The 13,176-nt window shown below is 71.3% G+C and carries 10 protein-coding genes; 4 read left to right on the top strand and 6 right to left on the bottom strand.

Features of this window, described 5'->3' with window-relative positions; all coding sequences use genetic code 11:
• Window positions 1-242: 242 nt before the first annotated feature.
• Complete coding sequence (locus tag Aco04nite_RS34125; protein WP_213001362.1) at window positions 243-4,304, top strand: carboxypeptidase regulatory-like domain-containing protein; 4,062 nt, start codon at window positions 243-245, stop codon at window positions 4,302-4,304.
• A gap of 90 nt (window positions 4,305-4,394) precedes the next feature.
• Window positions 4,395-5,315 carry an ADP-ribosylation family protein gene (locus Aco04nite_RS34120; protein WP_213001361.1) on the top strand — a complete coding sequence of 307 codons (921 nt, stop codon included), beginning with the start codon at window positions 4,395-4,397 and terminating at the stop codon, window positions 5,313-5,315.
• 32 nt (window positions 5,316-5,347) lie between these two features.
• On the opposite strand, the gene Aco04nite_RS34115 is transcribed toward Aco04nite_RS34120, so the two are convergent.
• The 4 genes from Aco04nite_RS34115 to Aco04nite_RS34100 form a co-directional block, all read right to left on the bottom strand.
• Entirely contained in the window at window positions 5,348-5,827 is a 480-nt protein-coding gene (locus Aco04nite_RS34115) for a helix-turn-helix domain-containing protein (RefSeq protein WP_213001360.1), read from the bottom strand.
• Window positions 5,828-5,906: 79 nt separating this feature from the next.
• A complete protein-coding gene (locus Aco04nite_RS34110) occupies window positions 5,907-6,794 on the bottom strand; it encodes an aldo/keto reductase (protein ID WP_213001359.1) in 888 nt (295 codons plus the stop codon).
• A 54-nt stretch (window positions 6,795-6,848) separates the two neighbouring features.
• Complete coding sequence (locus Aco04nite_RS34105) at window positions 6,849-7,835, bottom strand: magnesium transporter CorA family protein (RefSeq protein ID WP_244876490.1); 987 nt, start codon at window positions 7,833-7,835, stop codon at window positions 6,849-6,851.
• Window positions 7,836-7,987: 152 nt separating this feature from the next.
• Window positions 7,988-8,404, bottom strand: a complete 417-nt coding sequence (locus Aco04nite_RS34100) for a MerR family transcriptional regulator (RefSeq protein WP_308161711.1) — start codon at window positions 8,402-8,404, stop codon at window positions 7,988-7,990.
• An 86-nt stretch (window positions 8,405-8,490) separates the two neighbouring features.
• Between Aco04nite_RS34100 and Aco04nite_RS34095 the strand changes: the two genes are divergently transcribed.
• Window positions 8,491-8,826 carry an EthD domain-containing protein gene (locus Aco04nite_RS34095; protein ID WP_213001358.1) on the top strand — a complete coding sequence of 112 codons (336 nt, stop codon included), beginning with the start codon at window positions 8,491-8,493 and terminating at the stop codon, window positions 8,824-8,826.
• Here Aco04nite_RS34095 and Aco04nite_RS34090 read toward each other — a convergent pair.
• The gene (locus tag Aco04nite_RS34090; RefSeq protein ID WP_244876489.1) at window positions 8,801-9,991 is read right to left on the bottom strand and encodes a winged helix DNA-binding domain-containing protein; all 1,191 of its coding nucleotides are present in this window, start codon (window positions 9,989-9,991) and stop codon (window positions 8,801-8,803) included. The genes Aco04nite_RS34095 and Aco04nite_RS34090 overlap by 26 nt on opposite strands.
• Before the next feature lie 143 nt (window positions 9,992-10,134).
• Between Aco04nite_RS34090 and Aco04nite_RS34085 the strand changes: the two genes are divergently transcribed.
• Window positions 10,135-12,600, top strand: a complete 2,466-nt coding sequence (locus Aco04nite_RS34085) for a carboxylesterase family protein (protein ID WP_213001357.1) — start codon at window positions 10,135-10,137, stop codon at window positions 12,598-12,600.
• Between the two features lie 129 nt (window positions 12,601-12,729).
• Here the strand turns inward: Aco04nite_RS34085 and Aco04nite_RS34080 are convergent, their stop codons facing one another.
• Window positions 12,730-13,149, bottom strand: a complete 420-nt coding sequence (locus Aco04nite_RS34080) for a PRC-barrel domain-containing protein (protein WP_213001356.1) — start codon at window positions 13,147-13,149, stop codon at window positions 12,730-12,732.
• Window positions 13,150-13,176: the final 27 nt, after the last annotated feature.

Here is a 13,176-nt window from a genome sequence, read left to right as displayed (position 1 = left end):
GCCTGGCGCCAACATGTCAGGTTCACTCCACACTGCATGGTCGCCCGCCGACCTGCCCCGCGTTGTGATGGGACTATCGATGAAACGCGAGTTGTGGCTCAAACGACTCCTCTCCGCCCCCGCTGTGGCCCTCATGGTCGCGGGCCTGATCTCCGTCACCCCGGCAGCTCCGGCCACCGCGGCGCCCGCCGCCGGGTTCGTCCCGGCCGGCTGCAACAAGCCGCAGCCGTTCGCCGGCCCCGATGAGGTGCCCACCGCGCAGTGCTTCGCGGTCGCCCTCGCCACCTCCGCGGGCAAGCTGTCGAAGCGCACCGCCGCCGCCGGCCCGCTGCCGACCGCTGGGCCCCGCGGAGATCCAGCAGGCGTACGCCCTGCCCGCCGATGCCGGCGCGGGCCTGACCGTCGCCATCGTCGACGCGTACGGCTACGACAACGCCGAGGCCGACCTGGCCGTCTGGCGCGACCACTACGGCCTGACGCCGTGCACCACCGGCAACGGCTGCTTCCGCAAGATCGACCAGCGGGGCGGCACGGACTACCCGGTGCAGGACGAGGGCTGGGCCATGGAGACCGCGCTCGACCTCGACGCCGTCTCCGCGTCCTGCCCGAGGTGCGACATCCTGCTCGTGCAGGGTGACAGCGCCAACATGGCCGACCTCGGCGAGGCCGTGAACACCGCCGCGGCGCTGGGCGTCGCGGCGATCTCCAATTCGTACGGCATGAACTACGAGACGCCGTACGCGCAGGAGTTCGACCAGTACTACGACCACCCCGGCGTGGCGATCACCGTCTCCAGCGGCGACGACGGCAACGTGCAGAGCTACCCGGCCACCAGCCCGCTGGTCACCGGCATCGGCGGCACGTACCTGGCCCGCGCCGACTCGGCCCGCGGCTGGGCCGAGACCGCGTGGGACGAGGCCGGCTCCGGCTGCTCCGACTACGAGCCGAAGCCCGACTTCCAGACCGGCATCGCCACGAACTGCGCCAGCCGCGCCTCCGCGGACATCTCCGCGGTCGCCGACCCGGCCTCGGGCCTGTCCGTCTACGGCACGTTCGGCCTCGACGGCTGGGCCCAGATCGGTGGCACGTCGCTGTCCGCGCCGCTCGTCGCCGGCATGTACGCCCTGGCCGGCAAGCCCACCCCGGGGACGTACCCGGTCACGTACCCGTACGCCGGTAGCCGTGGCCTGTTCGACGTCACCGAGGGCATCAACGGCAGCTGCGGCAACGTGCTGTGCCAGGCCGGTCCCGGCTGGGACGGCCCGACCGGGCTCGGCAGCCCGCAGGGTGTCACCGCGCTGACCCTCGGCGACATCGGCCAGGTCACCGGCACGGTCACCGCCGCCGGGCAGCCGCTCGCCGGGGCGACCATCACCGCGACCGGCGCCGAGGGTGCCCACTTCACCGCGACCACGGACGCCGACGGCACCTACGACCTGTTCGCGACCGCCGGCACGTACACACTGACCACGACGAAGTTCGGCTACGCCACCGGCACCGCCGCCGGGGTCGTCATCACGACCGGCGAGCAGGTCACCACGAACTTCACGCTGACCGCGCTCGCGAGCAAGCTCGTCAGCGGCAAGGTCACCGACGGCTCGGGGCACGGCTGGCCGATGCGCGCGAAACTCACCATCGACGGCTACCCCGACGGCGCGTTCTACTCCGACGCGTTCTCCGGTGAGTACTCGGTGAACCTGCCCGTCGGCACGGACTACACCGTGCACGCCGAGGCCGCGGACCTGACCGGCTACCAGGCGCAGACGTTCACCGTCGCGGTGAAGAACGCCAACGTGAAGAAGGACATCGCCCTGCCGGTCGACGCGGAGTCCTGCGCCGCCCCCGGGTACGCGGTCACCCACACCGGCCTGTTCGAGGACTTCACCGGCTGGTCCGGCACGGACGTCAAGGACGGCTGGACCGTCACCGACGCGGCCGGCACCGGCCAGACCTGGAACTTCGACAACGCCCGCTACAACACCCCGCCGGGCAGCGACGGTGACATCGCGTTCATCGACTCGGACGTCTACGGCGAGACCGGCGAGCAGGACACCACCCTGGTGTCGCCGATCGTCGACCTGACCGGCCACGCGAACCCGGTGATCGGCTTCGACACCACCTACATCGGCTTCCCCGACCAGACCGGAACCGTCGACCTGAGCCTGGACGGCGGCGCCACCTGGACCACCGTCTTCGACATGTGGACCTGGATCGACCACTTCGAGCTCGCGGTCCCGCAGGCCGCCGGGCACAGCGACGTCCGGCTCCGGTTCCACTACACGGGCAGCTGGAGCCGCAGCTGGCAGATCGACAACGTCCTGGTCGGCACCGACGTCTGCGCCCCCGTCGCGGGTGGTCTGGTCGCCGGGTTCGTCTCCGACGCCAACACCGGCAAGCCGCTCACCGGCGCCGTCGTCACCAGCGACCCGCACCCGACGGAGTTCGCCGTCACCACCGCGACACCCGAGGACCCGGCGCTCGCCGACGGCTACTACTGGCTGTTCAGCTCGCAGACCGGCAGCGTCCCGCTGAGCGTCACGGACGGGTTCTACACCGCCGCGAAGACCAAGGTCTCCGTCAAGGCGAACGCGCTCAAGCAGGTCAACGTCAAGCTCACGGCCGGGTTGCTCACGGTCAACCGCGGCGATCTCGCGTACGAGGAGACGCTCGGCGACAAGTCCAGCCAGACCCTGACCTTCGGCAACGACGGTGCCGTACCGGTGAAGGTCCACCTCGGTGAGGACTCCGGTGGCTTCACCCCGCTCGCCGGGACCGCCGCCGGGACCGGTGCGCCGGATCTGCGCGTACCCACCGAACTCAGCACCGGCGACGTGGCGGGCACCTCCACCGCGCAGGACACCGCCACCCCGCGCCAGGCGAACCCCGCGGCCCTGCCCTGGTCGGACCTCACCGACTACCCGGTGCCGGTGATGGACAACGTCGCCGCGGCCCACGACGGCAAGGTCTACTCGGTCGGCGGCACCAGCGGCTACACCCGCTACAGCAGCGCCTACGTCCTCGACCCGCAGACCCAGCAGTGGTCGGCGATCGCGGAACTGCCCAAGCCGATCGCGGGCCTGACCGGCGGCTTCCTCGGCGACAAGCTCTACGTCACCGGCGGCTGGGACGGCAGCACCGGCCTCAACCGCGCGACGTACGCGTACGACCCGGCCACGAACGCCTGGACCCAGGTCGCGGATCTGCCCGGGCCCGCCGCGGTCTCCGGCACCGCCGTGGTCGCAGGCAAGCTCTACGTCGTCGGCGGCTGTTCCACCGGCGGCAGCGCCTGCACCCAGACCGACAAGGTCTACAGCTACGACCCGGCCACCGACGTGTGGAGCACCGCCCCCGCCTACCCGAGCGTGGTCGCGTACCTCGCCTGCGGTGGGCTGCAGGACGAGCTCGTCTGCGCCGGCGGCACGGCGGGTGGCGGCAGGACGCTGAGCGACACGTACACCCTGAAGCCCGGCGCGACCGCCTGGGTGAAGAAGGCAGCCATGCCGGGTGACGTGTGGGGCGGCGCCGCCACGGCGGCGAACGGCAAACTCCAGATCATCGGTGGCGCGGTCGCGGGTGGTACGGCACTGAGCAACCAGGCCGTCGAGTACGACCCCGCCGCCGACGCGTGGACCAGGCTCCCGAACGCCAACAACGCCACCTACCGGGGCGCGGCCGCGTGCGGTCTCTACACGGTCGGCGGCGCGATCGGCAGCTCGTTCTCCACCTGGTGGGTGCAGAACCTGGCCGGCTACGGCGACTGCGGCCAGGACGTCTCCTGGCTCGCGGCCAACAAGACGGACTTCACCGTCCAGCCCGGCCGCACGGTCACCGTCAAGGTCACCGCGGACTCGTCGAAGCTGTCCCGGCTCGGCACGTACCAGGCCACGCTGAACGTCACGACGAACACGCCCTATCGCGACGTCGCGCCGGTCACGGTCTCGCTGACCACCACCCCGCCGGCGAGCTGGGGCCAGCTCATCGGCACGGTCAAGGACAAGACCGGCAAGGTCATCGGCGGTGCCACGGTGGCGCTCTGCCCGGCGTACGACACGGCGACGGGCGAGTGCGGCCCGACCACGTACACGTTGAAGACCGACGCCGCGGGTGCCTGGCACCTCTGGCTCGACAGCGCCGGCAACCCGGTCCAGATCATCGCCGCCAAGGACGGCTACACCCCGGCGATGAGGATCGCCACGGTCAAGAAGGGTGAGACGGTCACGGCCGACTTCGCCCTCGCCGCCAACGCCGCGATGACCGCGGCCAAGGTCGGCGAGTACCTGACCGGGACCATGCAGAGCAAGTAGCCCTCGGGGCAGACAGCTTTCTTGGGGGAGGCGAGCCGGGCAGCGGGACACCCCCGCTGCCCGGCTCCGCTTCATGGTTACCCTGCTGCGGTGCAGGATGATGATCGGCGTACGGCGGCCCTGGCCACAGCCCTGGAACGGTTCCCCGCGGTCGAGGAACGGGTATCCCGGGTCTACGGCTTGCGGCTCCCCCGCCACCTCGCCGTGTTCTCCGCGTTCTGGGCCAGCGCCGCCGGCGAGGAACGTTCCGCGCTGAGCGACCTGATGCTCGGCCCCTGGGGCATCACGGACTACTTCGCCGACAACGGCCTGCAGCTGTCCGGCCTCGACGGCCTCGACGAACGCCTCCACGCCCGCTACCGCCGTGACCCGGCCGAATTCGTCACCGTCCTGTCCGGCAACTCCGACGGCGAACACTTCGGCCTCTGGTACGACGACCCCGCCGAGCTACCGGCCATGATCACCGTCAACTACGCCCGCGACTCCGCGGAGACCTGGGTGGAGAAGTCCCCCACCCTGCTGGGAGTCCTGCGCGCCCGCATCGACTCGGCCATCGCCGACTACGGCGACGACTCCGGATACGGCCCGCTGCTCCCCGCACTGGCCTGGTTCGCCGACGCCGACGCCGCCGCGCTGCAGGCCGACGGGTGGGAACCGCCGCGCTCCCGGCCGTACGGTGCGATCGCGCCCTTCCCCACCCTCCCACCCCGCACCGGCAACCCCCGCCTGGCCCGATCGCGCGACCGCCTCACGGCCTTCCGCACCGACCCTGCCGAAGCCGCCCGCTGGCTAGCCGACGCCGAACGCGCCCTCGCCGCCGGCAAACCCGCCCTCGCCCTCGCCATCGGCGCCGAACTCCACTGGCTCGACACCGACACCCACCGCGACCAGGGCCTGTCCCTGCTCGTCGACGCCTACCGCACCCTCGGCCGCCACGCCCTGGCAGAGATCGCCACCCTCCACGCCACCCACCGCGACCTCGACTCGGTCCAGATCCTGGTCAGCCGGTAGAGATTGGTGGCACCAGTTTTCGGTCTGACGCCCTATGGGTTGTCACCGAGGACTCGCTGCACGATCTCGTAGACCCGGTCGACACTGATGCCGTGCTTGCGGGCAATGGCCTCGACGTCATGACCTGCGCCGTAGTCGGCCACGATGACATCGTCCGGGAGGCCTTGCGGCGGCTCATACCCATGCTCAGGCCCGGCATAGCCCTGCGGGCCGTAGGCAGACGGGCTGTAGACAGACGGGCTGTAGCCAGACGGGCCGTAGGACGGCGGAGCGTACGTGGGCGTGTTGTAGTCGGGTGGTGGGGTCGCGGGCCAGGGGTCGGTCGGGGGCGGGTATTCCGGGGGCGGGTAGGGCTGGTCGGCGTGGCCGACCTCGCGATGGACCACGGCGTAAACCTGGTCGACGGTGAGGCCGTAGCGCGAGGCGATCACACTCACGTCGTAACCGTCGCCGAACTCGGCGACGATGCGGTCTTCCACGCCCGGGTACGCCTCAGTGCCATCCGCAGCCACACCGCCAAGCTACCCGCCCGCTGCCCACCACCGCCCGAGCGCCACGGCTCCCGGCCGGCGGTGGAACGGTGCGCCTGGATCAGGCCTCGGGGATGACGCGGTCGAACATCTCCGTGCGGGGGACGTCGGGGTCCGGGCCGTTGCGGATGCCGCGGTCGAGGGCGTTGATCGCCGACAGTTGCTCGGTGGTGAGGTCGAAGTCGAAGACGGCGAAGTTCTCGGCGATGCGGCCCGGGTTGGTGGACTTGGGGATGGCCGAGCGGCCCTCCTGGAGGTGCCAGCGGAGCATGACCTGGGCCGGGGTCTTGTCGTGGGACTTGGCGATCTCCGCGATGACCTGGTCCTGGAGGACGTTCTTGCGCTCCTCGCCCCAGCCCGGGTAGAACGTGATGCCGCCGATCGGGGACCAGGCCTGGGTGAGGATGCCGTGCTCGGCGTCGGCCTTCTGGACGTCGGGCTGGGTGAAGTACGGGTGGAGCTCGATCTGGTTCACCGCGGGCACGACGGTCGTGGCGGCGAGCAGGTCGTCGAGGTGGTGGCGCATGAAGTTGCTGACGCCGATGGCGCGGACCTTGCCGTCGGCGAGGAGCTTTTCGAGGGCCTGGTACGCGGCGATCGTACGGTCGAAGCGGTCCGTGGCCGGTTGGTGCAGGATCAGCAGGTCGAGGCGGTCCACGCCGAGCTTGCCGGTCGCCTTGTCGAAGGCGTGCAGGGTTTCGTCGTAGCCGAAGTCGCTCACCCAGACCTTGGTCTCGAGGAACACCTCGTCGCGGGCGACACCGGCGCGGCGCAGGCCCTCGCCGACCTCGCGCTCGTTGCCGTAGGCCGCGGCCGTGTCGATGTGCCGGTAACCGAGGTTCAGGGCCGTTTCCACCGCGGCGGCGGTCTCCTCGGGCGGGCTCTGGAAGACGCCGAGGCCGAGCGCGGGCATCGTGACGCCGTTGTTGAGGACGAGATCATCTGTCATGCCTCGACCGTAGGCCGCCCGGCGGCCGTCAGAGAGGTACTGGCTTTGACCCCATCACCACCAGCCCTGGCGTTTCGCCCAGATGAGCAGGCCGACCGACATCACCAGCATCACCGCGAGGACCGGGATGAGCATGCCGAGGTGGGTGCTGTCGTTCACGATGAGGTTCATGCCGTACACCGACGAGAGCGCCGTGATGGGCAGGGTGATCACCGCGATGACCGCGAGGCGTTCCGCGGCGATGGTCATCTTGGTGTCGCTGCGGGTGCGGTAGAAGTCGATCACGCCCTGGAGGTAGTCCTTCTGGCCGTCGGCGATGGCGTAGACCCGGTTGAACTGGTCGACGGTGTCGTCGAGCAGGGGCCGGGCCCGCTCCGGGACGCCGCGGTTGATCGTGGCGAGGCGGCCGTAGATCTCGCGGCTCAGCGCCGCCATCGTGCGGACCGCGACCAGGCCGTGGCGGGTGCGGAACATCTCCTCGAGGAACTTCTCCGGGTCGCCGAGGTGGCCGCCGGTGACGCGCTGTTCGAGCTGCCAGACCTCGCGGGTCTGCACCTCGACGAAGGCCTCTTGGCGGCGGGCCAGGGCGGAGACCACGGCGTACGACAGGTCGAAGCCGGACGCCGGGCGGTAGCGGCCGCTCGCGATGCGCGCCATCACGCCCGCGGTGTCGGCCAGCGCCACCCGCGCGGGGACCGCCTCGTTCGTCGGGCCGTGCACGGTGACCAGGTAGTTCGCGCCGATGAACTGGTCCAGCTCGATGTAGTGGACGTGGCCGTTGCGACCGGTCTCGGGGGCGTGCAGGACGACGAAGACGTGGTCGGCGTACGCGTGGACCTTGGGCACCTGGTTGCGGTGCACGCAGTCGCGGATCGCGTGCGGGTGGAAGCCGAAGACCTCGCGCAGCACCTTCTCGTCGCCGGGCCAGCACTGCGGGATGTCGACCCACACCAGGCCGTCCGGGCGGGCCAGCAGCTCGGGCAGCTCCCCCGCGTCACGTTTCTCGGCGCCCTGTGCCTCGGTCACCCACCAGACGTCCACGCCGACGACGATAGGCCGCCGAGCTGAATCGTGGATGAACCGGCACCTGCCAGCGGGTCCGCGGCGAGGGGCAGGGTGAAATGGCCACCGCGGTGCCGGCCAGTTCCAGTTCGGCGTGCTTGCGGACGACCAAAGGACACACCGGCCCGCGGTCAGCGGTTGTCGCGCTGATCGCTCGCGTGCTCCGCCAGGTAGCTCTGGTTCACGTCGATCAGGGCGTCGAGCGCCTGGCGGGCGGCCGTGAGGTCATCGATGGCGGTAGAGATCCGGTTACGCTCCCCGTCCATGACCGCCAGGGACCGGTGGGCGGCGGCCACGCTGGGCGTCGCCATGCAGGGCACCATCTCGGCGATCATGCGGGTGGACAGCCCGGCGGCCAGGAAAGCCTTGATCAGGGCCACCCGTTTGACGTGCTCCTCGGTGTAGTGGCGCTGCCCGCTGGGGGCGCGCTCGCTCGCCAGCAGGCCCTGATGCTCGTAGTAGCGCAGCGATCGCTGACTCACGCCGGTCCGGCCGGACAGGTCGCCGATCCGCATTCCGCTCCCCTCGGCGCGCATGTGCTGGGTCACAGCGGCTTGCCTCTGACATACGTGTCAAGTTTTAACGTAGCTCCACGCAGCGCCGCGGCAGGCGGCCACGAACCCGGGAGCAGATAATGATCAAGTTGGCATTCCTGGTCAAGCGCGTGGAGAGCATGACCCACGAGCAGTTCGTCGAGTACCACCGGGAGCACCACGCACCCCTGTTCGCTTCCATCCCGGAGGCCGGGCGGTACGTCAGGAAGTACACGGTGTCGCACCCCGTCCCGGCGCCGCACTATCCCGGGCCGGAGTTCGACGGGCTGACGGAGATCTGGTTCGACGGCTGGGACGACCACAACGCGTTCTTCGAGTCCGCGAACTACCGGAACCTCGTGCAGCCCGACGAGCCGATGTTCATCCGGCGCGGTGCCGGCACGATGCTGGTCACCGAGGAGCGCCTGGTGATGTGAGCCGGGGAGGGGCTTTCATCGCCGGGGACGAGTAAAGGCTGGGGACGCGGAAGCCGTCGAGCCACGTCGTGAGGCGGGCGGCCTCGGTGTCCAGGGCGTGGCGGGTGGCGTCCGGGACGTCCTCGAGGAGGCGCAGCTCGACGACGCCGGATTCGTCCTGGACCCAGCAGCCGACTGCCCGGCCGTCGGCCCAGGCGGTGGTGCCGGCGTTGCCCCTGGTGTCGAAGAGGGCGGCACGGTGCTGGCCGAGGTAGAAGTCGCGGTGCTGCCAGCCCATCACGGTCGGGTCGAGGACCGGGAGCAGGGCGGCCCACGGGCCCGGGTCGGGGACCTCGTCGAGGTCGTCCGGGAGCAGCCAGCCGGTGGCGTCGTGGTCGAGGGTGACCGGGACCGCGCCGAGATCGGCGAGCGCCGCCCGGACGACGGCTTTGGTCGAGCCCAGCCACCAGACCAGGTCATCCTCGGTGCCGGGGCCGAACGAGAACAGCCAGCGGCGGATCAGCTCGCGGTAACCCTCCGCGGCCGTCACGGGCGCGGGGATCTCGCCGAGCCAGTCCTTCATGAGCGTCCACCGAGGGCGGGACGTGTGCCAGCCGCCGGTGTTCACGCCGCGCACCATGTCGGCCGTGGCACCGAGCTGGGTGAGCACCCGCGCGGCGGGCGCCTGGCCACCGGTTGTCCCGGTGAGCTTGACGTCGATCATGGGGACGGCGCGGCGCAGCTCGATGGCCGTGCGGCCCTCCGGCTCGGTCGCGAGCACGGCGAGGACCTCCGCGCGGGCGCGGTCGAGCCAGTCGTGGCCGTCGCCGGCGAGGCCGGCCAGCACAGCGTCCTTCGCCATCCGGGCCCGCTCGGTGGCGGCGACCCGGGCGGACGGGCCGGCCCAGGCCGCGGGCAGCAGATCACGCGGGAAGACGAACAGCGTGCGCCGCATGGCCAGCTGTTTCACCAGGCTGCGATCGGTGTGGAGCGCCCGGTCGAGGTCGGCCACCGTCACCGACGCGCTGCGCGCCCAGCAGGACAGATGGACGGTGGCCGGCTCGGTGGCGTGCAGCACGGTCAGCGCCGCGGTCACGGCCTCGGGCGACGCCACCCGGAAGGCCGGCGCCAGCGCATGCCGCACCGCCAGCCGGGCCCGCCGCTCACTGTCAGTCACGTGTCTCACGGGGACCATCATTCCAAGGGGGTACGACAGTTTCGCGGTTCACATGTTCGAAATGAACGCAACGGCGACGGGCCGCCCCGGGACGCCGACGATCAGGGCATTGCCCGACATCGATGCACTGACCCCGTCCCCGAGGAGTCGCCGTGCCATCCGCGAAGCTCATCCCCGTCCTGATCATGGCCCTGATCGCCGTCGTCCCCTCTCCCGCCGCCGCCGGAACCCCCGCCGCGGGCTGCGGCTCCGACCCGGGAGACCTTCCGGGCCACACCGTGACACGAACGCTGACCAGCGCCGGCCTCACCCGCAGCTACAACCTCCACGTGCCCGCGGGCTATCGCGGCGACACACCCACCCCGCTGGTGTTCGCCTTCCACGGCCGCACCCGCACCGCCGAGTACCAGGAACAGCTCACCGGCATGTCGGCGCTGCCCGCGATCGTCGCCTACCCCCAGGGCACGACCGGCACCGACGGAGAACCGTCCTGGCAGGGCGCGCCGTACTCGTCCGGCGCCGACGACGTCCGGTTCACCTCGGACCTCATCGACCGGCTCGAACAGGACCTCTGCGTCGACCCCGCCCGCGTCTACGTCTCCGGCAAGTCCAACGGCGGCGGGTTCGCCGGGCTGCTCGCGTGCCGGCTCGCCGACCGGATCGCCGCGGCCGCCCCGGTCTCCGGCGCGTTCTATCCGCAGGGCGGGGACTGCGACCCCACCCGCGGCGTGCCGATCATCGACTTCCACGGCGGCAGGGACACCACCATTCCGTACGCCGGGGAGCCCGCGAAGGGGTTGCCCAGCATCCCCCGATGGCTCGACGCGTGGGCAGTGCGGAACTCATGCGGGGACGCTGCGACTGTTGAGCCTGCTCCGGGCGTACACCATGAGGTGTGGTCGGATTGTGGGTCTGATCTGGAGCACTGGAAGATCGACGACCTGGGGCACACCTGGCCCAGCACCACGCCCAACAACGACTCCGCCACGCCCACCGTGCTCGACGCGACCCCGCTGATCTGGGACTTCTTCCAGGCTCACCCGCTGCCGGTGGCACCCGTGGCACGGACCACGGCGGGCTGGATCCGCGGCGCCCGCGACGGAGCCGTCGACGAGTTCCTCGGCGTGCGGTACGCGGCGGCCCCCGTGCGCTGGCGGGCGCCGCAACCCGTCGCGCCGTGGCGAGGCGTGCGCGACGCTGCGACGCTCGGCGCGAACTGTCCCCAGGGCACGATCGGGCGGGAGGACTGCCTGTTCCTCAACGTCTACCGGCCTGCCGGTGCTGGTGGACGCCTGCCGGTCTTCGTGTGGATCCACGGCGGTGGCTTCACCAGCGGCTCGGGCGACGACGACGCTGCCGCCCTCGCCCGGACCGGCCACCTGATGGTGGTCACGATCAACTATCGGCTGGGCGCGCTGGGCTTTCTGGCCGACCCCGCGCTGGGCACGCACGCGGGCAACTACGGGCTGATGGACCAACAGGCCGCACTTCGATGGGTACGCGACAACGCCCGCGCTCTCGGTGGTGATCCCTCCCGGGTGACGATCGGCGGCGAATCCGCGGGCGGCGGCTCGGTCTGCGCGCAGCTCGTCTCACCGTCCGCGGCCGGGCTGTTCCGCGCCGCGGTCATCGAATCGGACGACTGCGTCCACGACGTCGACAGCCCGTCCGCCGCCCGCTCCCGCAGCGCGGCCATCACCGCGGCCGTGGGCTGCGCGCCGTCTCCCTCCGCGGGGGTTCCTGCCGCGGGGGTTCCTGCCGCAGGGGTTTCTGCTGCGGGGGTTTCGGCCGCGGGGGTTTCTGCTGCGGCGTTGGCGGCTCGGGCGGCGTGTCTGCGTGCCGTGCCCGTCGCCGACCTGGTCGCGAAGACCGGGTACATCGCGCCGGTCATCGACGGCCGGTTGCTGCCGTCACTGCCCCGGACCGCGATCGCCGCCGGTCGCTGGCATCGGGTGCACGTACTGATCGGCAGCAACCGCGAGGAGGGCCGCGCCTTCTCCACGTTCGCGACCGGGTACGGCGCCGGCGACTACGCGCGGTGGCTCAGCGAAGGACCGGCCTGGCCACCCGCCCCGGGCACCGTCACGTTCGGGCCGGAGAAAGCGGCCCGGATCGCGGCGGCCTACCCGCTCAGCGGCTACCCGGGCACGTACCCCGCGGCGTACGCGATCGGGGCCGTCCTCACCGACAGCGGCACCCGCGGCCTGGGCGGCTGCACCCAGCTCAGCCTGGCCCGCACCCTCGCGTCGCAGACCCGCACGTTCTACTACCAGTTCGAGGACCCGCACCCGCCGCGGTTGTCCTCGTCGCCGGCGGACTTCGACTACGCGGCGGCGCACGCGTACGAGCTGCCGTACCTGTTCACCAGGATGAGTGACGGTGCCGGGTGGCCGTACCGGCTGCAGATGACCGCGCAGCAGCGCGACCTCTCCGACCGGATGCTCACCGCCTGGTCCGATTTTGTCACGGGGACCGCCCCGTGGCCCCGCTTCACCAGCACCGGGCAGCGCCTGCTGTCCCTGCAGCCCACGCCCACGATCACGACCGGCAGCCAGGTCTCGCAGCAGCATCACTGTGCCCTGTGGAACGACATCCTCGGCACCGGCCCCACACCCTGACCCACGCCCTCCCGGCGGCCGATCTCCCGGCCGCCGGTCCGGGCGGCGACGGCGGTGCGGGACGTCCGGCAGATCGGTTCGCCAGGTCAGGCCGCTACCGCAGAGCGGTCCAGCAGATCGGTTCGCCGGTCAGGCCGCTACCGCGGTGCGGGACGTCCGGCAGCCGTAGTAGCCGTACAGGTCGTCGCAGAAGTCGGCGATGTCCATCGTGCTGGGGTCGTAGAGCGGCGCGTCGGCGACCTGCGCACTCGACCGCCCGATCCGGATCTCACTCGCCGTGACCTCGTCAACGGTCTCCACCGGAATCAGTGACGGCGTCGCCCCGAAGCCGATGACGCCACCGTGCTCGACGCTGATCAGCCGGAACCTGTGATCCTCGGTGTTGATCAGCAGATCCTCCACCGTGCCCAGCACGGTCCCGGCCCGGTCGATGACCCGGCGCCCGCGAACGTCGTCCATGACCCGGTGGCGCCGCACATCGCGGACCGGCCGTGCGGCGGGCCGCCCGGCGTCGCTGAGCCTCGTCATGGTGACGGATCCGCTGCCCATGGTCTCCTCCGATGCCTCGCCGCAACC

The sequence above is a fragment of the Winogradskya consettensis genome (assembly GCF_018332715.1).
In the GTDB taxonomy this organism is placed as follows: Bacteria; Actinomycetota; Actinomycetes; order Mycobacteriales; family Micromonosporaceae; genus Actinoplanes; species Actinoplanes consettensis.
Note: the sequence above shows the minus strand (reverse complement) of the source record. Positions and strands in the feature narration are given on the sequence as shown.